This window comes from Sinorhizobium prairiense, assembly GCF_029201645.2.
GTDB classification, from domain to species: Bacteria; Pseudomonadota; Alphaproteobacteria; order Rhizobiales; family Rhizobiaceae; genus Sinorhizobium; species Sinorhizobium meliloti_A.
Genome location: NZ_CP104131.1, coordinates 2,243,401 through 2,268,187, shown reverse-complemented (window position 1 = coordinate 2,268,187; position 24,787 = coordinate 2,243,401). Strand labels below are relative to the sequence as shown.

At 63.4% G+C, this 24,787-nt stretch carries 18 protein-coding genes, 2 pseudogenes and 1 riboswitch; of the genes and pseudogenes, 9 read left to right on the top strand and 11 right to left on the bottom strand.

Annotated elements, in window-relative coordinates:
• Positions 1-9: 9 nt before the first annotated feature.
• Entirely contained in the window at positions 10-816 is an 807-nt protein-coding gene (locus tag N0Q91_RS13605; RefSeq protein WP_275596655.1) for a MipA/OmpV family protein, read from the top strand.
• A gap of 73 nt (positions 817-889) precedes the next feature.
• Positions 890-1,849 carry a 4-hydroxybenzoate octaprenyltransferase gene (gene ubiA / locus N0Q91_RS13600; protein ID WP_275596654.1) on the top strand — a complete coding sequence of 320 codons (960 nt, stop codon included), beginning with the start codon at positions 890-892 and terminating at the stop codon, positions 1,847-1,849.
• A gap of 78 nt (positions 1,850-1,927) precedes the next feature.
• Here ubiA and N0Q91_RS13595 read toward each other — a convergent pair whose 3' ends face one another.
• Positions 1,928-2,494, bottom strand: a complete 567-nt coding sequence (locus tag N0Q91_RS13595; protein WP_100669217.1) for a DUF6101 family protein — start codon at positions 2,492-2,494, stop codon at positions 1,928-1,930.
• A 371-nt stretch (positions 2,495-2,865) separates the two neighbouring features.
• On the opposite strand from N0Q91_RS13595, the pseudogene N0Q91_RS13590 reads away from it, so the two are divergent.
• Positions 2,866-5,174: pseudogene (locus N0Q91_RS13590) on the top strand (DUF1217 domain-containing protein).
• 40 nt (positions 5,175-5,214) lie between these two features.
• Here the strand turns inward: N0Q91_RS13590 and N0Q91_RS13585 are convergent.
• The 3 genes from N0Q91_RS13585 to N0Q91_RS13575 form a co-directional block, all read right to left on the bottom strand.
• Entirely contained in the window at positions 5,215-6,648 is a 1,434-nt protein-coding gene (locus N0Q91_RS13585) for an FAD-binding oxidoreductase (protein WP_275596653.1), read from the bottom strand.
• Positions 6,649-6,694: 46 nt separating this feature from the next.
• A complete protein-coding gene (locus tag N0Q91_RS13580) occupies positions 6,695-7,669 on the bottom strand; it encodes an L-threonylcarbamoyladenylate synthase (RefSeq protein WP_275596652.1) in 975 nt (324 codons plus the stop codon).
• 65 nt (positions 7,670-7,734) lie between these two features.
• Complete coding sequence (locus tag N0Q91_RS13575) at positions 7,735-8,331, bottom strand: DUF6656 family protein (protein ID WP_275596651.1); 597 nt, start codon at positions 8,329-8,331, stop codon at positions 7,735-7,737.
• A gap of 320 nt (positions 8,332-8,651) precedes the next feature.
• Positions 8,652-8,854, top strand: a riboswitch (cobalamin riboswitch).
• A gap of 113 nt (positions 8,855-8,967) precedes the next feature.
• On the opposite strand from N0Q91_RS13575, the gene N0Q91_RS13570 reads away from it, so the two are divergent.
• Positions 8,968-10,212, top strand: a complete 1,245-nt coding sequence (locus tag N0Q91_RS13570; protein WP_275596650.1) for an aromatic ring-hydroxylating oxygenase subunit alpha — start codon at positions 8,968-8,970, stop codon at positions 10,210-10,212.
• A complete protein-coding gene (locus N0Q91_RS13565) occupies positions 10,209-11,276 on the top strand; it encodes an FAD-binding oxidoreductase (protein ID WP_275596649.1) in 1,068 nt (355 codons plus the stop codon). Before N0Q91_RS13570 ends, N0Q91_RS13565 begins: the two co-directional genes overlap by 4 nt.
• Position 11,277: 1 nt before the next feature.
• Here N0Q91_RS13565 and N0Q91_RS13560 read toward each other — a convergent pair whose 3' ends face one another.
• Complete coding sequence (locus N0Q91_RS13560; protein WP_275596648.1) at positions 11,278-12,339, bottom strand: glycoside hydrolase family 25 protein; 1,062 nt, start codon at positions 12,337-12,339, stop codon at positions 11,278-11,280.
• 258 nt (positions 12,340-12,597) lie between these two features.
• Between N0Q91_RS13560 and N0Q91_RS13555 the strand changes: the two genes are divergently transcribed.
• Complete coding sequence (locus tag N0Q91_RS13555; protein WP_275596647.1) at positions 12,598-13,017, top strand: BA14K family protein; 420 nt, start codon at positions 12,598-12,600, stop codon at positions 13,015-13,017.
• Positions 13,018-13,031: 14 nt separating this feature from the next.
• Here N0Q91_RS13555 and N0Q91_RS13550 read toward each other — a convergent pair whose 3' ends face one another.
• A complete protein-coding gene (locus N0Q91_RS13550; RefSeq protein WP_275596646.1) occupies positions 13,032-14,021 on the bottom strand; it encodes a transporter in 990 nt (329 codons plus the stop codon).
• A gap of 192 nt (positions 14,022-14,213) precedes the next feature.
• Between N0Q91_RS13550 and N0Q91_RS13545 the strand changes: the two genes are divergently transcribed.
• From N0Q91_RS13545 to mcpU, 3 genes are all read left to right on the top strand, one after another.
• The gene (locus N0Q91_RS13545) at positions 14,214-15,995 is read left to right on the top strand and encodes an acyl-CoA dehydrogenase family protein (RefSeq protein WP_275596645.1); all 1,782 of its coding nucleotides are present in this window, start codon (positions 14,214-14,216) and stop codon (positions 15,993-15,995) included.
• A 9-nt stretch (positions 15,996-16,004) separates the two neighbouring features.
• A complete protein-coding gene (locus N0Q91_RS13540; protein ID WP_275596644.1) occupies positions 16,005-16,757 on the top strand; it encodes a crotonase/enoyl-CoA hydratase family protein in 753 nt (250 codons plus the stop codon).
• 293 nt (positions 16,758-17,050) lie between these two features.
• On the top strand, positions 17,051-19,147 hold the full coding sequence (gene mcpU / locus N0Q91_RS13535) for a methyl-accepting chemotaxis protein McpU (protein WP_448131175.1): 2,097 nt from the start codon (positions 17,051-17,053) through the stop codon (positions 19,145-19,147).
• Positions 19,148-19,227: 80 nt separating this feature from the next.
• Here mcpU and N0Q91_RS13530 read toward each other — a convergent pair.
• The 5 genes and pseudogenes from N0Q91_RS13530 to N0Q91_RS13510 form a co-directional block, all read right to left on the bottom strand.
• A pseudogene (locus tag N0Q91_RS13530) lies at positions 19,228-20,474 on the bottom strand (class I SAM-dependent RNA methyltransferase).
• On the bottom strand, positions 20,471-21,226 hold the full coding sequence (locus tag N0Q91_RS13525; protein ID WP_275596643.1) for a TlyA family RNA methyltransferase: 756 nt from the start codon (positions 21,224-21,226) through the stop codon (positions 20,471-20,473). Before N0Q91_RS13525 ends, N0Q91_RS13530 begins: the two are co-directional and overlap by 4 nt.
• Positions 21,227-21,277: 51 nt before the next feature.
• Positions 21,278-23,191: a 1-deoxy-D-xylulose-5-phosphate synthase gene (gene dxs, locus N0Q91_RS13520; RefSeq protein ID WP_275598134.1), complete on the bottom strand. Its 1,914-nt coding sequence runs from the start codon at positions 23,189-23,191 to the stop codon at positions 21,278-21,280.
• 220 nt (positions 23,192-23,411) lie between these two features.
• Positions 23,412-24,335, bottom strand: a complete 924-nt coding sequence (locus N0Q91_RS13515; RefSeq protein WP_100669193.1) for a pirin family protein — start codon at positions 24,333-24,335, stop codon at positions 23,412-23,414.
• 198 nt (positions 24,336-24,533) lie between these two features.
• Positions 24,534-24,785 (bottom strand): exodeoxyribonuclease VII small subunit, encoded by a 252-nt coding sequence (locus N0Q91_RS13510; protein WP_275596642.1) that lies wholly within the window; start codon positions 24,783-24,785, stop codon positions 24,534-24,536.
• Positions 24,786-24,787: the final 2 nt, after the last annotated feature.

Genomic DNA, 24,787 nt, shown 5'->3' with positions numbered 1-24,787 from the left:
GGAGTATAGATGAGAACTCGTGTTGTTTTTCTTGCGTCTCAGGTTTTTCTTCTTGCAGCCGGAGTCGTTGCCGCCGAAGAACGCCGGTACCCCTGGTCTGGAGACTGGTATCTGAAGATAGGCGCCACTGGTTTTCTCGGTCCGGAGTATGAAGGCGGTTCGAAGCGCATGCTTCAGGCGGCGCCGCTCGTTTCGCTCGGCAAGGCTGGCAGCGCCGTGCGCTTTTCGTCGCGCAACGACAACATGTCCTACGCCCTGCTCGACCAGGGACATTTTCGCGCTGGCGCCGTCGGCAAATTGATTTTCGAGCGTGACGAGGACGATTCGAGCGATCTTAAAGGCCTCGACCATCCGAAATTCGGCGGCGAAATCGGCGGTTTCGCGGAAGTCTACCCCACGGACTGGATGCGCCTTCGCGCAGAGATACGTCAGGGTATCCGCAGCCATCACGGGGTCGTCGCCGATGTCGCGGCGGATGCTTTCGCCGATCTCGGCGAAACCGTCCGCATTTCCGCCGGACCGCGGTTGACGGCGGCATCGAGCGATTATTTCGACGCCTATTATGGCGTCAACGCAGCGGAGTCCGCTGCTTCGGGACTCGGCACCTATGATCCGGGTGGCGGTATTCACTCCGCGGGGTTCGGGGCGGAGATCAACTGGATGGCGACCGAGAAGCTCGAAACGGGTGTCTATGCCGAATATCGGCGATTGATGGGCGCTGCCGCCGATTCAAGCCTCGTACGCGAGCGCGGCAGCCCCGACCAGTTCCTCGTCGGGGTGACCGCGACCTATCGCTTCGATTTCACGCTCCCCTGACGGGTCGGCCTGGATGGCGGCGGGATGAAATGGAGCGCTTGACCGGCAGGTTTTGCGGGGCCAAACAGAGGCCATGAACAGTTCTTCCATCGATTCCGGCCGCGTGCACGACGCGCCGTCCAACAATTGGGTCTATCGGGTTCTGCCGCGAGCGCTGTGGCCCTATGCGCAGCTCGCGCGTTGGGACCGGCCGATCGGCTGGCAATTGCTCTTGTGGCCGTGCCTCTGGTCGGCGGCCTTGGCGTCCGGAACGGCGGCATCGCTCGGCAGCTTTTCGGCTGGGCGATTTCTCTTCCATGTCTTTCTGTTCGTTGTCGGAGCGATTGCCATGCGCGGCGCCGGCTGTACCTACAACGACATCGTCGATCACGACATCGACATGGAAGTGGCACGTACGCGCTCCCGACCGCTGCCTTCCGGCCGCGTCGCCCGTTTTCAGGCGAAGGCATTCATGCTGTTGCAGGCCCTTGTGGGCCTCGTCGTGCTGCTGCAGTTCAATGGTTTCACGATTTTTCTCGGCTTCCTTTCGCTGGCGCTGGTCGCGATCTATCCTTTCGCCAAGCGCTTCACGGACTGGCCGCAGTTTTTCCTGGGGCTCGCCTTCTCCTGGGGCGCGATCATGGGCTGGACCGCTGAGTTCGGCAGCCTCTCCCTGGCCGCGATCATCCTCTACGTTGCCGCCATCGCCTGGACCATCGGTTATGATACGATCTATGCCTATCAGGACAGGGAGGATGACGAGCTGATCGGCGTTCGCTCGACCGCCCGCCGCTTCGGCGACAACCCGCGGCCCTGGCTTATCGGGCTATACGGGATTGCGGTTTTCCTGATACTTTTCGCCTTCCTGTCCGCCGGCGCCGGATTTTTCGCCTATATCGGGCTTCTGGTGGCCGCGGTGATGCTCGCCTATCAGATTCTCGTATTGAACATTCACGATCCGCTACAATGTCTGGCGCTGTTCAAGTTCAACGGCGTCGTCGGCCTGATCATCTTTGCCGGACTTGTGCTCTCGCTTCTCGTGCGGCTCATTTGAACGCAGAAGCCGGCCCTAAGGCGCGGAGCGCCGAAGGGCCGGCTTGCTGATCGATGTCTTGTGGCTTGGACGCTGCGGTCACGCCCGGGCGATGATTTCGCGGCCGTCGATCTTCATCTGGATGCCGAGACTGCCGGTGGAGCGGCGCACGAGAAAGCGCGGCCGGCGCTCGGCGAAAAAGGAATGGCGGCGGCGCGGCTTTGCGGGAGCGGTGCGAACATCGCCGATATGTTCCTCGAGCGGCCGTGCGACCCCGTCGGCTTCCACCATGAGCATCGGAATGCGATAGGCTTCGGCCCAGGCGCGCCAATCGGCTGCGATGTCCGAAAGATCATGAGCCACGAGCAGCGGGATACAGAGATCCGGATCATCGTGATGAAGTTCGAGCGTCACTGTAACCTCCCCGTCGCCATGGTCGATTGCCCGTGCCGCCACACCCTTGAAAGCTCGCGCCGGCAGAGCGATCGAAAGCGGCAGGCCGCTGAATGGTAGCACCTTGCGCAGAACAGCGCCACGCTCGTCAAGGCTGATGCTGACATTCCCCGTGTGCCCGCGCAGCACGTAGCTTGCTTGCTGCGGAAAGCGCTTCGGGTCAAGTCTGAGCGTGTTTCCGACCCAAGCCGGCTGAGAGAGTGTATTGCGCATTTCATATCGCCCTTGTTTTTCCTTGAGAGCCGTTTCCGGCTTTCCTCTCGGGACTTTTCGTCCTCTAGGGGCCGAGGATAGGCGGGCTCCGTTCCGGGCGGCTTAAAATTCGCGGTTAAAAAAACTTTGCTGTCTCCGATGGTTAGCAAAAGCCGAGGCCGCAAGGTTTCTCATTCGTCAATGAAACCGCGGGCATTTTCGTTGTGCTTTGCCGGGGCGGGATGCGGTCGGAAAACGGGCACCCGTTCTTTCTCATCCGCTCCAGCGGGAAAGCCACACACAAGCATGCTGCGCGATCTTCGCCATCATCGGAGTGGTTTCAGGGGATGTCGGCGCGCCGGCGGTCCCCGTTCCTTGCTGGCGGGCGACGCATGGTTTCGACTTATCTCGACTACAATCTGATCGCACGGGACATGAAGCTCAGCCTGAGACGCGTGTCGGAGCAGACGATCGTCGCCCGCGACACGCAGTATTACAGGGAGAACATCGGCAGTGTGGCCTCCGTCGACGAGTTCCTCGCCGACTACCGCCTCTATTCCTACGCGATGAAGGCCTATGGCCTGGCAGATATGATCGAGTCGGTCGCCTTCATGAGGAAGGTGCTCGAAAGCGACCTGTCCGACGATAACAGCTTTGCCAACAAGCTGACGGACGAACGATACCGCGAATTCACGATGGCGTTCAGCTTCAGCGGTGGAACGGCGGTTTCCCAGACCGAAGCGCAGCTCGACGAGATGATCGGCCTCTACAATACGAGTATCGCCAGCATCGGGGAAACCCAGAAGGAAGAGACGCGCTACTACAACGTCATGATCGACAAGGTAACGAGCGTCGATCAGCTTCTGAACAATGAGCGTCTGCGTACCTATGTCTTCACCGTCTTCGGTATCGACGAGAGCACGTACTCCCGTGAAACGCTCCGCAACGTTCTCTCCAGCAATGCCGACGATCCGGGCAGCTATGAGAAAACCGTGCTCGAACCCAGACTGTCGGAACTCGAGGCCGCCAGAGCCGACGCCCAGGCGAGGCTCCAGCAGAGCGGCACGACGGAGGCGGAAAAGCTGGAACTCCGGGCGAAGATAGCCACCTACAACAAGTCGATTTCCACGGTCAGCAATTACCTGGCCATGGCGGCGGCTTTCCAGTTCAACGCCGACGGCACGGTGGCCGCGGGATCGGCGCAGACCGCCGCGCACAAGAAGACCATGAATGAACTCTACGTCTCCAGCAATCCCCGGATCACCCCCAGGCAGCGCTCCTGAACAAGGCCTATTTCGAGGAAAAGATCGCGAGCATCACGACCGTCAGCGAGCTTGTCGCCGATACGCGCCTCTATAACTACATCCGCACGGCCTTCGATCTCAACGAGGTCACCATCGTGCCGGCGACGATCAAGAATATCCTGACCAGCGATCCGGACGACCCGAACAGCTACATCAATACGATCGGCAAGGGCAACGAGAACTACAAGGCGCTCGCCAGGGCCTTCAACTTCCAGGCGGACGGCACGCTCGCGGCGGGCGATGCGGCGCAGACCACGGAACAGACGACACTCACCTCCAGCCGTTACATGACGCGCTACAACGACAAGGACGACGCAGCGGACGCGAAGGCGATCGGCGCCTATAAGCTTGCCGTCGAGAAGATGGCGTCCGTCGGCGACTTCATCGACACGGCTTCGATCTACGATTTCGCGCTGCAAGCGGTCGGTCTCGATCCGGACGCCGAAAGCGCACGGACGATCAAGCGGGTTCTGACCAGCGATCTCACCGATCCGGAAAGCTTCGTCTACACGCTGAAGGACGAGCGTTACCTGAAGCTCGCCCAGCTGTTCAACTTTACGACATCGGGCGACATCGGCGTTCCGGCATTGGCCCAGTCGGAGACGCTGATTCAGGAGACCGCCAAGACCTACATCGTCAACAAGTCCCGTTTTGGCTCGGAGGAGGACAAGACCAAGGCCAAAGCGGATGCCGAATATTATACGGCCGAGGTCGCCAAACTCTCTTCTCTCGACGAATTTCTGGCCGATTCCCGCCTGGTCGATTTCGCTCTGGCGGCAAACGGCATCGATCCCGAGAATGTCGCCGTCGATTTCCTTCGCGACATCTTCACCTCCGATCTGGACGATCCCAAGAGCTTCATCAATCAGCAGCAGAACTCCGGGGCCTATATCGCCCTGGTCACCTCGTTCAATTTCGACCGCGGCGGCAACGTGCTGCGCGAGGACAAGAGCGTCATCGTCACGCGGCAGGGGCTTTACGAGACCCTCGACCGGTATCTGCACCAGACGCTGGAAGAACAGGCCGGCGAGGACAATGCAGGTGTCCGCCTGGCCCTCTATTTCGAGCGCCAGGCAGGCTCGCTCGTCGACGCTTACGATCTCCTGGCCGATGATGCGCTCGCCGAAGTGTTCCGCACGATCTTCAGCCTGCCCGACGAATTCAGTTCCATGGACATCGACCAGCAGGCAAAGATCGTCGAGAAGAATCTCGAGCTCGAGAAGCTGAGCGATCCGGCCGAGCTGAAGAAGGTCCTCGCGCGCTTCACCGTGCTCTACGATCTGGAGAACAACATGGAAGTCGATCCGGCCGTGGTGGTGCTCTCGGGCAGCGGCAGCAATATCGGCATCAGCGCCGATACGCTCTTCCAACTGTCGCAGCTCAGGAAGGGCGGGTAGGGCTTAACGGCGGCCGGACCGGCACGCGTCGTTACTCGCCTCAATCCTCGCGCAGCACCTTATCGGGGTTCATGATCCCCGCCGGGTCGAAGGCGTGCTTGATCCGCCGCATGAGCTCGATCTCGATCGGCGAGCGGATCGCCGCGAGTTCGTCGCGTTTCAACTGACCGATGCCATGCTCGGCAGATATCGAGCCCTCATGCTTGAGCACGACGGCGTGAACGATCGCATTGATCTCGCGCCACCGGTCGAGAAAGCCCTGCTTGTCCGCGCCGACGGGCTGGGAGATGTTGTAGTGGATATTGCCGTCGCCCATATGGCCGAAGGCGCAGATGCGTGCGCCGGGAATGGCCTTGGAGACCAGCGCATCGGCTTCCGTCATGAAGGCCGGAATGCTCGATACCGGGACCGAAACGTCATGCTTGATCGAGCCGCCTTCGGGCTTTTGTGCCGGCGACATGCTTTCGCGCATGTGCCAGAGGGCTCTGCGCTGCGCTTCGTTCTGGGCGATGACGGCGTTCTCGACGAGACCGTCGGAGTTGACCGCTTCGAGAAGGTCTTGCACCATCCGCTCCGCGCTTTCGGCGGTATCCGAGGTGGAGATATCGATCAGCGCGTACCACGGATGCGTCGTTTCCATCGGATCTCGAACGCCGGCGATGTGCCGGGTGGTGAACTCGATGCCGAGCCGCGGCATCAGTTCGAAGCCCGTCAGGGCCGGCCCGCAGAGGCTCGATGCCCGATCGAAAAGCGCCAGTGCGTCCTCGACGCTTCTGAGGCCGGCAAAAGCCACCTGGTGACCCCGCGGTTTCGGGAAGAGCTTCAAAACGGCGCCGGTTATGACGCCGAGCGTTCCCTCGGCACCGATGAAAAGATCGCGCAGATCGTAGCCCGTGTTGTCCTTCTTGAGGCGTCTGAGCCCGTTCCAGATCTCCCCGGTCGGAAGCACGACCTCCAGCCCCAGGCAAAGCTGGCGCATATTGCCATAGACAAGCACGGCAGTGCCGCCGGCATTGGTCGAAAGATTGCCGCCGATCCGGGCGGAGCCTTCCGAGCCGAGTGACAGGGGAAAAAGCCGGTCGACGTCATCGGCGGCCTTCTGGATGTCCGCCAGAATACAACCGGCATCGGCTACGATCACGTTGCCGACCGGGTCGATGTCGCGGATGCGGTTCAGCCGCTCGAGGGAAAGGACCACGTCGGCTCTGCCCTCGCGCGGAATCTGGCCGGCCACATGTCCGGTATTGCCGCCCTGCGGCACGACTGCCGTTCGGGTCTGGCTCGCAAGCCGCATGACCAGCGAAACTTCCTCGACGGAGCCGGGCCTGAGCACGAGCGGCGTCGTGCCGTGATAGAGCCCGCGGGACTCGACCAGGTAGGGGGCCGTGTCGGCGGGTGCGGTGAGGGCATTGCCGGGCCCGACGATGTCGACGAAGGAGGCGATGAGTTCGGGAGATGGAAGTATGGTGGTCATGGCCCTGCCTCGGATCACGTGGTTGCTTCAAGCGTGCCGGTGGCCATCAGCCCCGCGGCGCGGCCGCGCGCTGCAGCCGGTCGATGATCGCTTCGCCGAGCCCCACGCTCGGGATCGGGCCGAAAGCGATGGTCGCGGCGCCGCTGGCATCCGCCTTTTTCATATAATCGAAAAGATTGGCCGCGGCTTCCCGCAGGCTGCCGCCCGGACTGAGATCCAAGACGATCGCGGCATCGCCTTCACCGGGAAGTGCCTTTCCGCCGAAGCGGATGAGGGCCTCTCCTTTCCGGACCTCATCGGCATCGAGCCGCACAGCGGCACCGGGAGCGTAATGCGAGGCGAGCATGCCGGGCGCCTCGATGACGGCGCCGGCGGTCTCAGGACGCTCGATGGCGAGACCGGTCAAAGCTTCGATCTCTGCCGCGTCGAGCCCCCCGGGCCTCAGCAGCCGCAGCTTTCCGTTCTCGACCTTGACGATGGTCGATTCAAGGCCGATCGCGGCCGGGCCTGCGTCGAGGATGAGCTTCAGCCTGGAGCCGAGATCCGCCTGCACATGGGCCGCACTGGTGGGACTGATCTTGCCCGAGGTGTTGGCGCTCGGCGCCGCCAAAGGTCGCCCGAACCGGGCGATCACCCGACGCGAGAAGCCGTCGGGCATCCGAATTCCGAGCGTATCGAGACCGGCGGATGCGAGCGTGTGCACGGTGCTTTCCCGCCGCTGCGGCAGGATCAGCGTGAGGGGGCCAGGCCAAAAAGCCTCGGCCAGACGTCTCGAAACCGGATCGAAGGTCACATGCGCCTCCGCCATCGCCAGATCGGAGACGTGACAGATCAGCGGATTGAACCGCGGCCGCCCCTTCATCTCGTAAATGCGGCTGATCGCATCGGGGGTCGTGGCATCGGCGGCAAGGCCGTATACGGTCTCCGTGGGGATCGCCACGGGTTCCCTGTCCGAAAGAACTGCGCAAGCCGTCTCGATTGCCCGCTCCGGTTCGATCCGCGTGTCGATGATTTCGGCCATGGCGTTCTGATCCTTTCCGTCGCTTCCTTAACGGAGCGATTGCAAAAACAGAACGATTTTCTTGGTCAAAGGCTGCGAATGATCCGCCGCAAGGCTTCGTCGCGTGCGCCGAGCATCAGCACGTTCTTCAGCGCCACCTTCGGATCCTGCGTCCGGAAAATCAGGCCGTTGCCGCGCACGTTGCGGTTGACGACGATCCGCTCTTCGCCGGCATCGGGCTCGATCGCGACGGCGAAATACATGCGCGAATAGCCCGGCTGGATCCGGTCGAAGAAATGGGTCTCGTTCCCGAGGTCGCAGAAGAAGTTCGCGAGATAAAAGGACCAGGTGATCTCATGTCCCTTGGCGAGGCAGGTTTTCGCGGCGGTCACGTGGCAGTAGCCGAGATGCGGACTGTTGGCGAGCGTGCGATGGAAGACCATCTTCGGGAACTGGATCGAGGCATGAAACCCGTTGATTCGGCTGTGGGTCGTCTCGCCCGCCGTCGTCAGCTTCCGCGCCGTCTGCTGCGCAACCTCGGCATAACTGAGATACTGACGCTCGTTCGCCATCCACCGGCGTCTATCGATCCGGCCGGTCCGCAGGAACTCGGTGTGAGCCTTGGCTTTCGCCGGTGCGGCCGGCGCCTTGTCGGCAGCGTCGTAATATCGGAGTTTTGCCATGGGCGTCGTCGCGCCATCCTGTCCGAAAGCGGGTTGATGGTAGCGAACGTAAATCATCACAGTTAACGAATTGGTTCGTTTGCGGCCGTGCGGGCATCGATCAGACCTTGTGTCGGTGGGCCGTGTCGTAAAATGGCCAGTCGCCTTCGCGCCATGAACGGCGCTGCCGAAAAATCCGCCGGCTGCGCGGAGATTCACCTACTTCCTTGTTTGTTATGGATAATATCCGTCTGCCAATCGTGCCGATTGCGCCGCGAATGGCTGTCGTCTTTCTGGAAGCGGATGTCGTCTATTGGCAGTTGCCGGACCGGCCCTGAGGCTTAGATGAGGACACTCAAGGTGCTGCCTCGAAGGGAAGGCGGAGAATTGGGAAGCCGGTCAAATCCCGGCGCTGCCCCCGCAACGGTGGTGGAGCGAACAGCCACGGCAGAAGGCCACTGGACACAGCGTCCGGGAAGGCGCCGGGCAGGTCCCTTGCGGACAGCTCCAGAGCCCGGAAACCAGCCTTGAAGCAGAAACAGACCGTAGCTGGTTGCGGCGGGCAGCCGGATCGGAGCCAATTGCGTTGCGGGTCCATGCGGCCGGCGCGGGTTCCAGTCCTGCCTCTCCGAAACGGCGGAAAACGAGGATAAGGGCATGGAAATTCAGACCGAAATGCTGCGCAAGCTGAAGACCCGTCGCGAAGGCTACAGCCTCGACCGCGCCTTCTACGTCGATCCTGATTATTATCGCCAGGACCTGGAGCAGATCTGGTACAAGGATTGGCTGTTCATCGGCCATGATTGTGAAGTCCCGCGGCCGGGGAACTATTTCACGGTGCAGGTCGGCGATTACCCGGTCGTTATCGTTCGAGACAGACAGGGCGCGGTGCGGGCACTGCACAATTCGTGCCGCCATCGCGGCTCGCGCGTATGCACGCAGCACAAAGGCTCATCCGCCAAACTCGTCTGTCCCTACCACCAGTGGACCTACGAGCTCGACGGCCGCCTGCTCTTCGCGCGGCAGATGCCCGAGGGCTTCGACCCGGCCGAACACAGTCTTAAGCCGATCCACTGCGAAACCGTCGGCGGTTACATCTTCATCAGCCTTGCCGAACAACCGATGGACTTCCGGCCGTTCCGCGAGACGGTCGCGGCCTATCTCGCGCCGCACCGCCTCGGGGAAACGAAGGTCGCCTTCGAGAGCACAATCGTCGAGAAGGGCAATTGGAAGCTGGTCTGGGAGAACAATCGCGAGTGCTACCACTGCGCCGCCAATCATCCGGAACTCTGCCGTACCTATCCCGAAGCGCCGACCGTCACCGGTGTCCAGGGGGCGATGAACGACCCGGAAATCGGCGCCCATTGGCAGAAATGCGAGGCGGCGGGCCTTCCGAGCGCTTTCAGGATCGCGCCTACCGGCCAGTTCCGCATGACGAGAATGCCGCTGATCAACGGCGCCGAGAGCTATACGATGTCCGGACAGAAGGCCGTACGCAGGCAGCTCTCCGCCGGGCTTGACGCCGATGGCATCGGCACGCTGCTCCTCTTCCATTATCCGACGACCTGGAACCACATTCTGGGCGATCATGCGATCACCTTCCGCGTTCTGCCGCTCGGGCCGGAACTGACGCAGGTTACGACCAAATGGCTGGTCAACAAGGATGCGGTGGAGGGCGTCGACTATACGATAGACGAGCTGACGCACGTCTGGACGGAGACCAACGACCAGGACCGGCAGATCGTCGAGGAAAACGCGTTCGGGATCCGCTCGCCGGCCTATGAGCCGGGTCCATATTCGGCCGAACACGAGGGCGGCGTCATGCAGTTCGTCGAGTGGTATTCGAACTTCATGCTGGACCGCCTTCAGGGCGGGGCCACGCAGCTCTCGCGGGTGGCATGACCATGGAAATGCCTCGCTCCTTTCACCATTTCGACGAGCTCGATCCCTGGAGAGACCGTCAGCACATGCTGGAGTGCACGTCGGCCGTAGCCGAGGCCGCCGACGTGATGACTTTCACCTTCCGCTCCGACAAGCCGGCCTGGTTCCGCTACCTGCCCGGGCAGTTCGTGACGCTCGAACTGCCCGTCTCAGCCGAGCCGGTGATGCGCACCTATACGCTGTCATCCTCGCCCTCGCGCCCGCTTTCGGTCGCGGTCACGGTCAAGGCGCAGCCGGGAAGCATCGGCACCCGCTGGATGTTCGACAATCTGAAGCCGGGCATGATGCTCAAGGCGTTCGGACCGCTCGGCGATTTCAGCTTCGTCCGTCATCCCGGTGAAAAGTATCTCTTCATTTCGGCGGGGTCGGGCGTCACGCCGATGATGTCGATGACGCGCTGGATGGCCGACTGCGCACCGGAAACGGATGTCACCTTCATTTCCTGCGCCCGCCGCCCGGACGATCTCCTCTTCAGAACGGAGCTCGAAGTTCTCGCGCGTCAGATGCCGCGGCTCAATCTAGGCTTCCTCGTGGAGGGGCATGAAGCGCGGCATGGCTGGCATGGTCTGCGCGGGCGCATCGACGCGGCGAAGCTGCCGATGCTCGCACCGGATTTCATGGAAAGAACCGTTTTCTGCTGCGGGCCCGAGCCGTTCATGGGCAATGTTCGGGCAATGCTGGAATCGGCGGGCTTCGACATGGCCGGCTATCACCAGGAGAGCTTCCAGCCCGCCGCGGCGCCGGCGGCCGATGCCGGGGCCGGTGCGGCGCGGGTGACCTTTACCATGAGCGGCAAGGAGGCGACCGCCGTTCCCGGCCAGACGATTCTGCAGACAGCCCGGGCCAACGGCGTCAGGATCGGGGCCGCCTGCGAGGGCGGCATCTGCGGCACGTGCCGGGTGATGAAGATCGCCGGCGATGTCGAGATGAACCACAATGGCGGCATTCTCGACGATGAGATCGAGGAGGGCTACATCCTCGCCTGCTGTTCGCGGCCGACAAGCGACGTCCAGATCGAGGCCTGAGTTACCGCCGCTCGGATTGGTAGGGCAGGCGTGCCTCGGCGGCCCTGACGGCGATGGAGCCGGTAACCGTCTCGTCGGCGCCCGCCCCTGATCCGCTCTCCGCCTCGGCGCGGCTTATCACGAGCGGCCGCGAAAGAGCGGCCGTTGCACTTGCATTCAACGCCGGGATCGTGCCGACGGTGGCCGAGGCGATAACGGTGAGCACCGGCGGCTTCTCCGGAAGAAGCGCGCCATGGGGCCAGACTCTCTTCAGTGCCGATGCACTCATCGCTGCGACATTCACGTCTATATCGTCGAGGGTGCCGGGCACCCGATAGGGGCAACGCTTCTTTCCGCAATTATGCGCCGACGAGAATTGCCAGAGCGCGTAGCGGTCCCAGTTGCCCATCGGAAAGACTTTGCGGATATCGGACTTATAGCGCGCATACCAGAGCGGAAGACGCGCTAGAAGTCGATGCTTGAAGCGGTTGGCGGCAATGTGTTTCGCGGTTGCGTGGTTGGTATAGAGGACGGGATAGCGCCCCGTCCGGGCCTTCACATGGCCGGCGAAGATTGCTGCGTCTTCGAGCGACATGTATTTTTCCGGATCGATCCCTTCGATATCGAGCACCATCAGCTCGTCGTCGCGCGGATCGGCATAGTCGATGAAGTGGTTCGCCTGATCGACGGGGTTGCCGGGCCTTGCCAGATGATAGGCGCCCCAGAGCAGGCCATGCGAGCGCGCGATCATCCGGCGCGTCTGATAGAGTTCCCGGCTGACCGCATATTTGCGCCACATCGTCTTGCAATGTGCAACCGTATCGCCGCCGTGGTCACCGGTACAGGTGTAGCTTTCCGGCAGGCCGTCGGAAGCCTTCGCGATGAAGCCCGCTATCCGCTTGTCCTTCAGCATGGCTTCCCAGTCGATGCTGTTCAGCTCGTAAGCGTCGACGATGAGGGCGTTCCGCCGCTCTTTCCACGGCTCCACTTCGCTCGCGCGTGCGTTCGCCGCCGCGAAGGTCAGGCCCATGAGGACCGCCAGGCGCAAGATCATCCCTATGATCGAGATTCCCCGCTTTTCCATTCTCTGAGATTGCCGACTTAGAGTTAAGAGGTCGTAAATCTCAGCCCCGGCCTCAATCTGCGCGAGGCGGACGCTTCTGTACACCGACCTCAAGAGGCAAAGTCGACGGCCCGATTCCGCCCAGGATTGTATCGACGGCGAGATTTTTCCTTTGCTGCATCCGCGCGCGATGGTTGCTTCCGGCGACTTCTGCCCTAGTCTTGGTATGTCGCCCTTGCAAGGGCCGGTTGTACATGAAATCGAAGGCAGGAGGAAATGATGTCACTGAAATGGCTTTCAGGCGCGCTTGCAGCGATGACGCTGGCGGCATCGGCGGTGCCGTCTCAGGCTTTCACGCCTCTGCCCCCGCGGGTTGCCGTCGAGAGCGCCGTCACGGACGTTCAGTACGCGCCGCGGCGCGGTTATTATCGGTATGGCGACTTCTATTACTATAACGGCTATCGTGGGTACCGCTATCAGCGGCCCGGCTATCGCTATTACCGCGGTTGGTGGTACCCGGGGGCTGCCTTCCGACCCGGCATCGTGATCGAGCGCCGTCCCGCCGTTCGCCCGCCGGTGCGCTACGGCAGCCGGCATATCCAATGGTGCTATGATCGCTACCGCTCCTATAGGGCTTACGACAACAGCTATCAGCCCTATAACGGCCCGCGCCGGCAGTGCTATTCTCCCTATAGCTGATCGGTCCGCTTCGCTCAAATAATGCCGATGCGCTTGAGCACGAGCCAGGCAACGCCCATCGACGAGGCAATGAACATTCCCGCAAAAACGGTGCCGCTGCCCTCAGAGAAGGGCAGCGCCCCCGTGTTCATGCCGAAAAAGCCGGTCACCAGCGTCGGCGGCAGAAGGAAGGCTGTCATCAGCGAGAGGATATAGAGATGGCGGTTCGTTTCCGAGGAAATCTTGCTGTCGATTTCCTCGTGCAGCAGCCGTGCGCGTTCCTGAAGAGCGAACACATCGCGGTCGACGGATTCCAGCCGATCGGAGAGCCTCTCGGTCACGTCGATGAAGCCCGGCGGCACCTCATCCTCTTCCAGTGCCCCGGCCCGGCGCAGCAGGGCGAGCACGGTCCTTAAGTGCCGGTGCAGCCGCACGACGGTCCGTCGCAAGGGCGCCAGCCCCGGCTGTTTCCTGTGTCCCGCCTCGCCATAGACATGGTCCTCGATGATGTTCAATTCCTCCGTCAATTCGAGCACCAGCGTGATCAGGGTGCGCTGGAACTCGACGACGAGCATTTCGAAGAGATCGATCGGGCGGCTGCATTTGGAGCTCTTTTCCACGGCCGCCTTCACCCGGTCGATGCTCCTTAGCGGATGCAGGCGCGTGGTGATGATCATCCGGTCGCTGACGGCGAAATGAAGCCAGCCGATCGTCTGCGTCACCGCGTCGAATGTCCGCTCGAAATCGACCAGCGTACCGTGCACGACGTCATCCGCGACCGTGATCGCCGCCTGCGTGTCGTGGCTCGTAAGGGTCGCGATTGCCTCCTGCGGAAGATTGCCGATGCGCTCGATCAGCGCCGGTGTGCGCGCGTCGCTGAGCGCGAGGTGCAACCAGACCCAATCTTCACCTGCCTTAAGGCTTTCAACGGGCGAATCGGCAGCTATGCGCTGACACCGGCTTTCGCCCGGTGCGAACCGGTAGGCCCAGACGAGGCCCGGTATTTCGGGTGAAATCAGGTTCATCGGAGTGCCTCGGCCCGGAGCGGTCGAGTCGGCTTCTATTCGCGGCCCATGACAGTTTTGTTACAGTTTCGCTGGCCGGAACCGCCAGCCGCCCGTGGCGAGTTGACGTTGACGTTCACGTAAAAATGATTAGTCTGCTGCGCATCTAAAAGGCGCCCGCTGCGGACGGCGGCGGATGCAGGGAGGAGCACCATGTACAAGGCACCGGTCGACGAGATCGCATTCACCCTGAAACACGTCGCCGGCCTGTCCGAGGCTCTCGATGCCGGGACGTTCGGCGAACTCGGCGAGGACCTTGTGGACGCGATCCTCGGCGAGGCCGGGCGCTTCGCCTCGGAAGAGGTGGCGCCGCGCGGCGAGGCGGGCGACCGGCAGGGATCGCGGCTCGTCGATGGCGCCGTCAAGACGCCGGAGGGCTGGCGGGAGCTCTACCGCAACTGGATCGCCGGCGGCTGGAACGGCCTGACGGCTCCGGAAGCTTTCGGCGGGCAGAACCTGCCGCACATGTTGCACGTCGCCGCCATGGAAATGTGGAACAGCGGCTCGATGGCCTTCGCCCTTGCGCCGACGCTTACCACGGGCGCCATCGAAGCGCTCGAGAAGCACGGCACCGACGCTCTGAAGGCGACCTTCCTGCCGAAGATGGTCTCGGGCGAATGGATGGGGACCATGAACCTGACCGAGCCGCATGCCGGCTCGGACCTCGGCGTGCTGAAGACCCGCGCCGAGCGCCGCGACGACGGCACCTATCGCATCCTGGGGCAGAAGATCTTCATCACCTGGGGCGAGCACGATTTCACCGACAATATCGTCCATCTGGTACTCGCGCGGCTGCCCGATGCGCCATCCGGAACGAAGGGCATTTCGCTGTTTCTCGTGCCGAAGTTCCTCGTCAACGAGGACGGTACGCTTGGCGAGCGCAACGACGTTTTCTGCCACTCGCTGGAGCACAAACTCGGCATCCACGGATCGCCGACCTGCACCATGATCTACGGCGACGGGAAATTCGGCCGCGAGAAGGGGGCGATCGGCTATCTGATCGGTGATGAAAACCGCGGTCTCGCCTGCATGTTCACGATGATGAACAATGCGCGGCTCGCGGTCGGGATGCAGGGCGTCGCCATCGCGGAGGCCGCCACCCAGAAAGCGATCGCCTACGCCAAGGAGCGCACGCAGGGCCGCGCGCCGGGGTGGAGCGGCGACGGCATGAGTCCGATCATAGAGCATCCGGATATCGCCCGCACGCTGCTGACGATGAAAGCGCTGACGCAGGGATCGCGCGCCATCGCCTATGCCTGCGCCCACGCCGTCGACATGGCGCATGCCGCGCAAGGGGAGGGAGCCCGCCACTGGCAGGAGCGTTCGAGCCTGCTGACGCCGATCGCCAAGTCCTTCGCCACCGACGCCGGCGTCGACGTCGCCTCGATGGGCATTCAGGTCCATGGCGGCATGGGCTTCATCGAGGAGACCGGGGCCGCGCGCTATCTCCGCGACGCCCGAATCGCGCCGATCTACGAAGGCACCAACGGCATTCAGGCGATCGACCTCGTCACCCGCAAGCTGACGCTCTCCGATGGCGCACAGGTGCGCGGCTTCATCGCCGAACTCCGAGAGGTCGCCGCTGCCGCTGCCGCGTCGAACAGGGAAGGCTTCGGCGAGACGGCCGCACGGCTCGATGCGGCGGTTGCGGATCTCGAAGGGGCGACCGACTGGCTGCTTTCGAGGCTTCGCGACGGAAAGCTCGCCGAGGCTCTCGCCGGTGCGACTGCCTATCAGCGCCTGTTCGGCCTCGTGCTGACCGGAGTCTATCTCGCCAAGGGCGCTCTTGCCGAAGCCGGTGACGGGAGGCAGGATCGGCGCGTTGCGCTTTGCCGCTTCGCAGCGGAAAATCTGCTCTCGGAGACGAGCGCGCTCAAGGACCGTGTCGTCAACGGGGCGGAAAGTCTCGCCGCAGCCCGTTCCATACTCGACTGAGGGAAACCCATGACCGACCACGTGCTCGTCGAACGGCCGGAAGCCTATCCCGGCGTTCAGCTTATCCGGTTCAATCGGCCGGAGAAGAAGAACGCCATCACGCGCCAGATGTACGCCAGGATGACGGAGGCGCTGACCGCCGCCGGAACGGATCCCGCCATCCGCGCGATGGCATTCCTCGGAACGGAAGGGTGCTTCTCGGCCGGCAACGACATGGCCGACTTCCTCGCCTTCGCCATGGGGGGCAGCATGGGGGACGAGGTTTTGGACTTCCTGCGGGCGCTTGCCGGCGCGACGAAACCGATCGTTTCCGGCGTAGACGGACTGGCCATCGGCATCGGCACGACGATCCACCTTCATTGCGACCTGACGGTCGCCTCGGCCCGCTCGGTGTTCAAGACCCCGTTCGTCGATCTGGCGCTCGTTCCGGAAGCGGCCTCGAGCCTGAGCGCTCCGCGCATCATGGGCCATCAGCGCGCCTTTGCCCTGCTTGCTGCCGGCGAGCCGCTCGACGCGGCCGGTGCGCGCGAGGCCGGGCTTATCTGGAAGATCGTGGAAGAGACCGCCGTCGAGGATGAAACGCTATCAACTGCAGCGCGCCTGGCAAAAAAACCGCCGGAAGCGCTGCGCATCGCCCGCGACCTCATTCGCGGCGATCGCAGCGATGTGCTTGCCCGGATCGAGGAGGAGGCGAAGCATTTTGCCGCGCAATTGAAAAGCGCCGAGGCGCGCGCGGCGTTCGAGGCCTTCATGCGCCGGTAGGCGGCAATTCGTCACGTCGCTTCCGGCCATCGCGACTTGCATGCATCAATTTTAATCGCTTCTTAAATAGCTCCCGCTAGCGTCCTGCCGCAGTAGGTCTCCTTCGGCGCCGCAGGAATTGTGCGGCACGTGAGGCCCCCGGCCGCATGAAGCATTGCCGGCACCGCCTTTGCGGCATGTCCCATCGTTTTCCCGCCGTCCTTCAAGTCGCTCAGCGGCCGATCCGTCGCGCCCGGGAAGATCATCGCGAGCTCATCCCGGCGGCGTTGCCGCCTCTTTCAGGGAGCCCCACCTTGTCCAAACGATCGAATCTCATGACGCGCATTCTCGTTGCCGCGTCCTGCGTCGTCGTCGGCGCCTTTGCAGGCTTTTCCGTCTATATCGACAGCCTCCAGCGCGCCACGACCACGAAAGCAGTGGAGGAGGATATCGCTTCCTCCGGAAATCAGGCGGCGCAGAGCGTCGCCAACTGGCTGAACGGCCGTGTGACGCTGACCGCGATGGCGGCGGACGCTGCCGGCCGGGTGGCTGACGAAGCGGCCATTCAGGGCGTCCTGAAGAACGACGTGCTGACCGGCGAATTCATCTCCACCTATGTCGGCGACGAGAGCGGCCGGTTCATGATCTGGCCGGACTCGAAAATGCCCGACGGCTACGATCCGCGCCAGCGCCCCTGGTATCAGCAGGCGGTGAAAGCCGATGCACGCGTCCTCACCGAACCCTATGTCGACGCGTCGAGCGGCGACCTGATCATCAGCGCCGCTGTGCCGGTGAAGCACGAAGGCAAGCTTTACGGTGTGACCGGCAGCGATTTCTCGCTGAAGGCCCTCGTTTCCATGGTCAACGGCATCGATGTCGGCGGCGAAGGCTTTGCGTTCCTTGCCAACAAGGATGGCCAGATACTGGTTCATCCGAATGCCAAGCTCGTGACGAAGACGCTCGCCGACGCCTTCCCGACGGATACGCCGGCGATCGGCACCGGGATCATGCACACCGAACTCGACGGCAAGCCGATGCTCGTGAGCTTCGTGCCGGTGAAGGGGCTCCCGTCGGTCGAATGGTATGTCGGCTTCGCGCTCGATGCGGATGTCGCCTATTCGGCGATCAGCCAGTTCCGCGTCGCCGCGACGATCGCCACGATCCTGGCGGTCGGCGCCATGATCGCCTTCCTCGCGACGCTTCTGAGCCGCCTCGTCATCCGTCCGGTAACCGACATGACCGGCGCCATGGAGAAGCTCGCAGCCGGCAGTCTCGACGTTATGATTCCGGGTGAGGAGCGGCGCGACCAGATCGGGTCGATGGCGGCGGCCGTCGCCGTTTTCCGCGCCAATGCGGTCGAACGGAAGCGCCTGGAAGACGAGGCCGATTCCAACCGGTCGCTTTCGGAGCGCGAGCGCCTCGAGCGCCAGGCGCAGAAGACCCGCGATGCCGCCGAGGTTCAGCATGCGGTCGATGCGCTGGCAACGGGTCTCGGACGGCTGGCCGACGGCGATCTCGCCTATCGGATCGGCAGTCCCTTTGCCGATCGCCTGGATCGCCTCCGGGAAGACTTCAACAACTCGGTCGCCAAGCTGCACGACGCGCTTTGCGCAGTCGGCGCGAATGCCCGCGCGATCGACGCGGGTGCGAGCGAAATCCGTTCGGCGGCCGACGACCTCGCACGCCGAACCGAACAGCAGGCGGCATCCGTCGAAGAAACGGCCGCTGCGCTCGAGGAGATCACCACGACCGTCCGCGATTCCGCCCACCGGGCCGAGGAAGTCGGTGCGCTGGTCGCCCGTACCCGTGCCGGTGCGGAGAAGTCCGGGGAAGTGGTGCAGAATGCGGTTGAGGCCATGCATGCCATCGAGAAATCATCAGGAGAAATCTCGAACATTATCGGCGTCATCGACGACATCGCCTTCCAGACCAATCTCCTGGCGCTGAATGCCGGCGTCGAAGCGGCACGGGCAGGCGAGGCGGGCAAGGGTTTCGCGGTCGTCGCCCAGGAGGTGCGCGAGCTCGCTCAACGCTCGGCCAATGCGGCCAAGGAAATCAAGGCGCTGATCACGACCTCCGGCGAGCAGGTGCATTCCGGCGTGACGCTGGTCGGCGATACCGGACGGGCGCTGCAGGCGATCGTCGCCGAGGTGCAGGAGATCAACAAGCATGTAAGCGCAATCGTGACCGCGACGCGCGAGCAGTCGACCGGTCTCCAGGAGATCAACACGGCCGTCAACACGATGGACCAGGGCACGCAGCAGAACGCCGCGATGGTCGAGCAGCAGACGGCCGCCAGTCACGGTCTCGCATCCGAGGCAGCGGCGCTCAACGCGCTGCTCTCCCAGTTCATACTGGGCGAGACGCAAGCGGCCTCTTACCAGGCCGCGAGCCGCCGCCGCGCGGCCTGACGGCGATCCCGGGGACTGTGCAGCGGTTTCCGTCTGGAATAGCTTGAACAAACAAGGCCCGGTTCGTTGCCGGGCCTTTTTCATTTTTCGAGCGTCGCTACCGTTTCCACATGCGCCGACCAGAGGAACTGGTCGATCGGCGTCACCCCGGTAATGCGATAACCGGCTGCGGTCAGTATCGAAAGGTCCCTCGCCAGGCTAACCGGATTACAGGAGACGGCGGCCACCTTCTTCACGCCGGATCGGGCAAGCTCGTGGCATTGCGTTTCGGCGCCGGCCCGGGGCGGGTCGAAGACCACGGCGTCGAAGGCTTTCAATTCCTGCGCCATCATCGGCCGGCGGAAAAGATCGCGCTTCTCGGCGGTCACCGGCTTCAGCCCCTGGGTGTTGCGTGCGGCGAAATCCAGCGCCTTCACGGCCCTGTCGTCGCCTTCGACCGCGTGAACGCGTGCCGTTCGTGCAATCCTCAGCGCAAAAGTGCCGATGCCGGCGAAAAGATCGGCAACGCGCTTCGCCTTGCCGACGTGAGCCAGCACCAGCTTCGCCATCGCGTCTTCGGCAGGCCGTGTCGCCTGAGTGAAGGCGCCGGGCGGCGGCAAAACCGTCACACCGCCGAAATCGATCGCGGGCTTGATCGGCTCGACGACGATCTCGCCGTTCAAGCTGACGCGCGCGATGCCTCGCTCGCCAAGAACGGCATCGACGGTCGAGCGCCGCTGCGGGTCGCTGAGTTTCACCCCTCGAAGGCGAGATCGAGGCCCGTATCGGTTTCGAGTACGGTGATACGGAACGGTTCGGCGCTCGACGCCATGGCCGCGGCGATCTTGCGGATGGTCGCCAGCCGCGAGACGATGCCCGGGCTGGTGATCGGACATTCGCCGATCGAAACGATATGATGGCTCTGCATCTGGTTATAGCCGAGCAGCAGTTCCTTTTCCGTCCGCCGGGCGGTGAAAACGGCACGGCGGCGATCGCCGGGCCGCGCGATGATCAGCGGGGCGACCTCCGGCGTCAGTCCCTTCGACCTCAAGGCGTCGATGACGAGATTGCGCTTGAAGGCGTGGTAGAGCGCGTCGGATGCGTGCTGCAGCGTGCAGCCGCCGCACGTCCCGTTGACACCGTCCGGCCCGAAATGCCGGCATGGCGGCTCGACCCGCTCCGGGGAGGCCTCCTTCAGCGATATCAGCGTGCCGCTCGCCTTGTTGACCGCGAGCGAGACGGTCTCGCCGGGGAGCGTGAACGGTGCAAAGACGAGACCGGCTTCTGTCCGAGCGACGCCGTCGCCTTGGGCGCCGAGACGATCGATGGTCACGATCCCGGTGCTCATGGCTTGCGCCCCGCCAGAAGAAATTCGCTGTTGCCGTCACCGCCGGCAATGGGCGAGGGGATCAGGCCGAGGCTTCGCCAGCCCATGTCTTCGACAAGCCACCGCTCGAGTTCGGCTGCCACCGCCGGAGCGCTCTCCGGATCCTTCAGCAGCCCGGCCTTGCTGATCGCATCGCGGCCGGCCTCGAACTGCGGCTTGACGAGCAGGATGCAGCAGGCGCCCGGTTCCGCCAGGCCGAGGGCCGGCGGCAGCGCCAGCTTCAGCGAGATGAAGGAGACATCCGAGACGATGAAATTGATGGCGCGTTCACCGACGTCGCCGCGGGTCATGGACCGGGCATTCAGGCCTTCGATGTTCGTCACGCGCGGGTCTTCGGCGACGCGCGGATGTATCTGACCGTGGCCGACATCGACGGCGACCACATGCGCGGCGCCGCGCTTCAGCAGCACCTCGGTAAAGCCGCCGGTCGAGGCCCCGACGTCGAGACAGGTCTGCTCCGATGGATCGAGGCCGAAGTGATCGAGCGCCGCGACGAGTTTCAGTGCCGCACGCGAAACGTAATCCTGCGCCGGATCGTCAATGGTGAGCGTAACGCTTTGCGCGAAGGTCGAGGCCGGCTTGGTCACGGTGCGGCCGTCGACCTTCACGGTTCCCCGCTGGATCGCGTCGCGTGCGCGTGCGCGGCTGGCCACCAAGCCCCTGTTCAGGAGCAATTGATCGAGGCGGATCGTCATCTGTGTATCTTGGGACATGGGCCGTCATCGCGCGTCCCGCCGCGCAATGCAAGCGAACTCTTGGACGGCTCAGCCGGCGGCGCCGAGGCCGACGCCGTGCTTCTGGCCGAGCGCCTTGAAGACGGTGGACACGATGCCGGCGCGGTCGAGGCCGGCACGGGCGTACATCGCTTCCGGTTTTGCCTGCTCCATCCATATGTCGGGCATGACCATGGGGCGTACCTTGAGGTCGCCGTCGAGGAGGCCCTCTTCCGCGAGGAACTGCAGCACGTGGCTTGCGAAGCCGCCGACCGCCCCTTCCTCGATGGTGATCAGAACCTCGTGATGGCGGGCAAGCTGACGGATCAGATCATGATCGAGCGGCTTGGCGAAGCGGGCGTCGGCGACGGTCGTCGAGAGGCCGGCGGCATCCAGGTCTTCCGCCGCCAGCAGACAATCGGCGAGCCGTGTGCCGAAGGAAAGCAGCGCCACCTTGCTCCCCTGCTTGACGATCCGGCCCTTGCCGATCGCAAGAATCTCGCCGCGTTCCGGCAACTCGACGCCGACGCCTTCGCCGCGCGGATAGCGGAACGAAATCGGACCCTCGTCGTAGGCCGCGGCGGTGCGCACCATATGCTTCAGCTCCGCCTCGTCGGCCGCCGCCATGACGACGAAGCCCGGCAATGTCGCCAGATAGGTCGTGTCGAAGGAGCCGGCATGGGTCGGCCCGTCGGCGCCGACGAAGCCGGCGCGGTCGATCGGAAAGCGGACCGGCAGACCCTGGATGGCCACGTCGTGGACAACCTGATCATAGGCGCGTTGCAGGAAGGTGGAATAAAGCGCCGCAAAGGGTTTGTACCCCTCCGCCGCAAGGCCGGCGGCGAAAGTCACGGCATGCTGCTCGGCTATGCCGACATCGAAGCAGCGCGAGGGATGCACCGAGGCGAACTTATCGAGGCCCGTCCCGGACGGCATGGCGGCAGTGATCGCAACGATCTTGTCGTCGAGGGTCGCCTCCTGCGTGAGCGCGTCCGCGAAGACGGAGGTGTAGGCGGGTGCGTTGGGCTTCGCTTTCGCCTGAGCCCCGGTAATCACGTCGAATTTGTTGACGCCGTGATACTTGTCGGCCGCGGCTTCCGCTGGCGGATAGCCCTTGCCCTTCTGCGTGACGACATGGATCAGGACCGGGCCTTTCGCATTGTCGCGAACGTTGCGCAGGACCGGAAGCAGGTGGTCGAAGGAGTGTCCGTCGATCGGACCGATATGGTAGAAGCCCATCTCCTCGAAGAGCGTGCCGCCGGTGACGTAGCCCCGGGCATGCTCCACCGCGCGGGTGATCGCCCGGTCGACGGTCTTGCCGAGATAGGCAGTGAGTTTCTTGCCGACCTCGCGAATGCCCATATAGGTCCGCCCGGAGGCGAGCCGCGCCAGATAGGCGCTCATCGCGCCCGTCGGTGGTGCGATCGACATGTCGTTGTCGTTGAGAATGACGATGAGGCGCGCATCGAGCGCGCCGGCATTATTAAGCGCTTCGAAGGCCATCCCGGCCGACATCGCGCCGTCGCCGATCACCGCGATCACATTGCGGCTCTTGCCGTCGAGTTCGGCGGCGACAGCCATGCCGAGACCGGCCGAGATCGAGGTGGAGGAGTGCGCTGCGCCGAAGGGGTCGTATTCGCTTTCCGCCCGCCGGGTGAAGCCCGAGAGCCCGTCTTCCTGGCGCAAGGTGCGGATGCGATCGCGCCGGCCGGTCAGGATCTTGTGCGGATAGCACTGGTGTCCGACATCGAAGATCAAGCGGTCATGCGGCGTGTCGAAGATCTTGTGGATGGCGATCGTCAGTTCGACGACGCCGAGGCCCGCGCCCAGATGCCCCCCGGTGCGCGACACGGCATCGACCATCTCGGCACGCAATTCGGCCGCCAGCTGCGGCAGGTCCCTGTCGTCGATCTTCTTCAGATCGTCGGGATATTCGACCTTATCGAGCAGGGGAGTTGCCGGCATCGGATTGGTTGGCAGTTGTGTCACGCTGCATGCCTCATGCGCGCCGGAGATAGGCGCGCGCATTGTTGTTGGGTCGTCGGAACGGCTCTTTCTTAGAGGTAATCGCCGTTGAATGCAAAATTAGGCTTTCCTGCGGCTTCAACCAAGGGCGGGATGAGGAAAACCTGCGCGGTTTTCCGTCGCATCGCGATCCAATCCCTGAAAACGAGCTTAACGGAGATCAGCTTGCGGGCAAGGGTATGAACTCTTCCTCGTCTCCCGGCACGATATCGAAGCGTCCCGTGCGCCATTCTTCCTTTGCCTTGTCGATCCGCTCCTTGGAGGAGGAAACGAAGTTCCACCAGATATGGCGCGGCGAGCCGAGCGCTGCCCCGCCGAAGAGCATCACGTGACAGCCCGCAGGCCCCGCGGTGATGGTGATTTCGTCGCCGGGACGAAAGACGAGGAGTTGATTGTCGTCGAAATGGTCGCCGGCGATGATCGCTTCGCCGGCAAGGATGTAGAGTGCGCGCTCTTCCCAGTTGGCCGCGAAAGGCGCGCTCTTGCCGGGCTCGATCATCAGGTCGACATAGATCGTATCGGTAAAGGTGGAGACGGGCGAAGCCGCCCCTTCGAACTGACCGATGACGACGCGCGCGCGAACCCCGCCGTCGGCAAGATGCGGCAGCATGCGCTCCTCGGTATGCGCGAAGACCGGATCGATCTCCTCCATGGCGTCGGGCAGCGCCAGCCAGGTCTGCAGTCCTGAAAGAGAGCGTTCGTGCCCGCGCTGGTTTTCCGGCGAGCGCTCCGAATGCACGATGCCGCGCCCGGCGGTCATCAGGTTCACGTCGCCGGGGCGAATGACCATTTCGGTGCCGAGGCTGTCGCGGTGCTTGATCTCGCCGTCGAACAGGTAGGTGACGGTCGAAAGCCCGATATGCGGATGCGGGCGGACGTCGATCGCCTGGCCGGCACGCAGCAGCGCCGGGCCCATCCGGTCGAAGAAGATGAAAGGACCGACGAGCCGGCGCTTTGCCGTCGGCAGCGCCCGCCTGACCTGCAGGCCGCCGATATCGCTGGTACGCGGGATGATCAGATGCTCGATTGCGTCGCAGGCGGGCTTGTCGCCGGCGAGCGGATCGGGACCGGGAAAGAAGGACATGGCAGGCGCTCCGGTTGATGGCATTCACTGAAGACTACCGTCAGTGCTTCCGGTTCGGTAGCGGCAATCGGGAGACGGAGTGTTTCTGTTTCGAGTTCCGCAGGCGGGTTTGCACCGATGCGTGCCGCTTGTCCCTTCGCCTCGCCTGCTGGGAGTGCCGGCAGGCCGGATGAGGGCGAATCTCGCCTGGAATGAAAACTACTCCGCGTCGAGCGGCTCGACTCCCTGCGGCCGGCCGGCGCGGTCGAGGCGGATCTTTTCGATACGGTCCTCTGCCGCCTTCAACAGGGCCTCGCAGTGCTTCTTCAGGGCCTCGCCGCGCTCGTAGATCTCGATCGATTTGTCGAGTGCGACGTCGCCGCGTTCAAGCGCCGAAACGATACGTTCCAATTCCTCGACGGCCTGCTCGAAGGAGAGGGCGGAAACGTCCGGTTGCGCATTGTTGTCCATGA

Coding starts and splice junctions, on each gene's coding strand:
- N0Q91_RS13605 (WP_275596655.1), top strand. CDS start 10: ATGAGAACTCGTGTTGTTTTTCTTGCGTCTCAGGTTTTTCTTCTTGCA.
- ubiA (WP_275596654.1), top strand. CDS start 890: ATGAACAGTTCTTCCATCGATTCCGGCCGCGTGCACGACGCGCCGTCC.
- N0Q91_RS13595 (WP_100669217.1), bottom strand. CDS start 2,494: ATGCGCAATACACTCTCTCAGCCGGCTTGGGTCGGAAACACGCTCAGA.
- N0Q91_RS13585 (WP_275596653.1), bottom strand. CDS start 6,648: ATGACCACCATACTTCCATCTCCCGAACTCATCGCCTCCTTCGTCGAC.
- N0Q91_RS13580 (WP_275596652.1), bottom strand. CDS start 7,669: ATGGCCGAAATCATCGACACGCGGATCGAACCGGAGCGGGCAATCGAG.
- N0Q91_RS13575 (WP_275596651.1), bottom strand. CDS start 8,331: ATGGCAAAACTCCGATATTACGACGCTGCCGACAAGGCGCCGGCCGCA.
- N0Q91_RS13570 (WP_275596650.1), top strand. CDS start 8,968: ATGGAAATTCAGACCGAAATGCTGCGCAAGCTGAAGACCCGTCGCGAA.
- N0Q91_RS13565 (WP_275596649.1), top strand. CDS start 10,209: ATGACCATGGAAATGCCTCGCTCCTTTCACCATTTCGACGAGCTCGAT.
- N0Q91_RS13560 (WP_275596648.1), bottom strand. CDS start 12,339: ATGGAAAAGCGGGGAATCTCGATCATAGGGATGATCTTGCGCCTGGCG.
- N0Q91_RS13555 (WP_275596647.1), top strand. CDS start 12,598: ATGTCACTGAAATGGCTTTCAGGCGCGCTTGCAGCGATGACGCTGGCG.
- N0Q91_RS13550 (WP_275596646.1), bottom strand. CDS start 14,021: ATGAACCTGATTTCACCCGAAATACCGGGCCTCGTCTGGGCCTACCGG.
- N0Q91_RS13545 (WP_275596645.1), top strand. CDS start 14,214: ATGTACAAGGCACCGGTCGACGAGATCGCATTCACCCTGAAACACGTC.
- N0Q91_RS13540 (WP_275596644.1), top strand. CDS start 16,005: ATGACCGACCACGTGCTCGTCGAACGGCCGGAAGCCTATCCCGGCGTT.
- N0Q91_RS13525 (WP_275596643.1), bottom strand. CDS start 21,226: ATGTCCCAAGATACACAGATGACGATCCGCCTCGATCAATTGCTCCTG.
- dxs (WP_275598134.1), bottom strand. CDS start 23,191: ATGCCGGCAACTCCCCTGCTCGATAAGGTCGAATATCCCGACGATCTG.
- N0Q91_RS13515 (WP_100669193.1), bottom strand. CDS start 24,335: ATGTCCTTCTTTCCCGGTCCCGATCCGCTCGCCGGCGACAAGCCCGCC.
- N0Q91_RS13510 (WP_275596642.1), bottom strand. CDS start 24,785: ATGGACAACAATGCGCAACCGGACGTTTCCGCCCTCTCCTTCGAGCAG.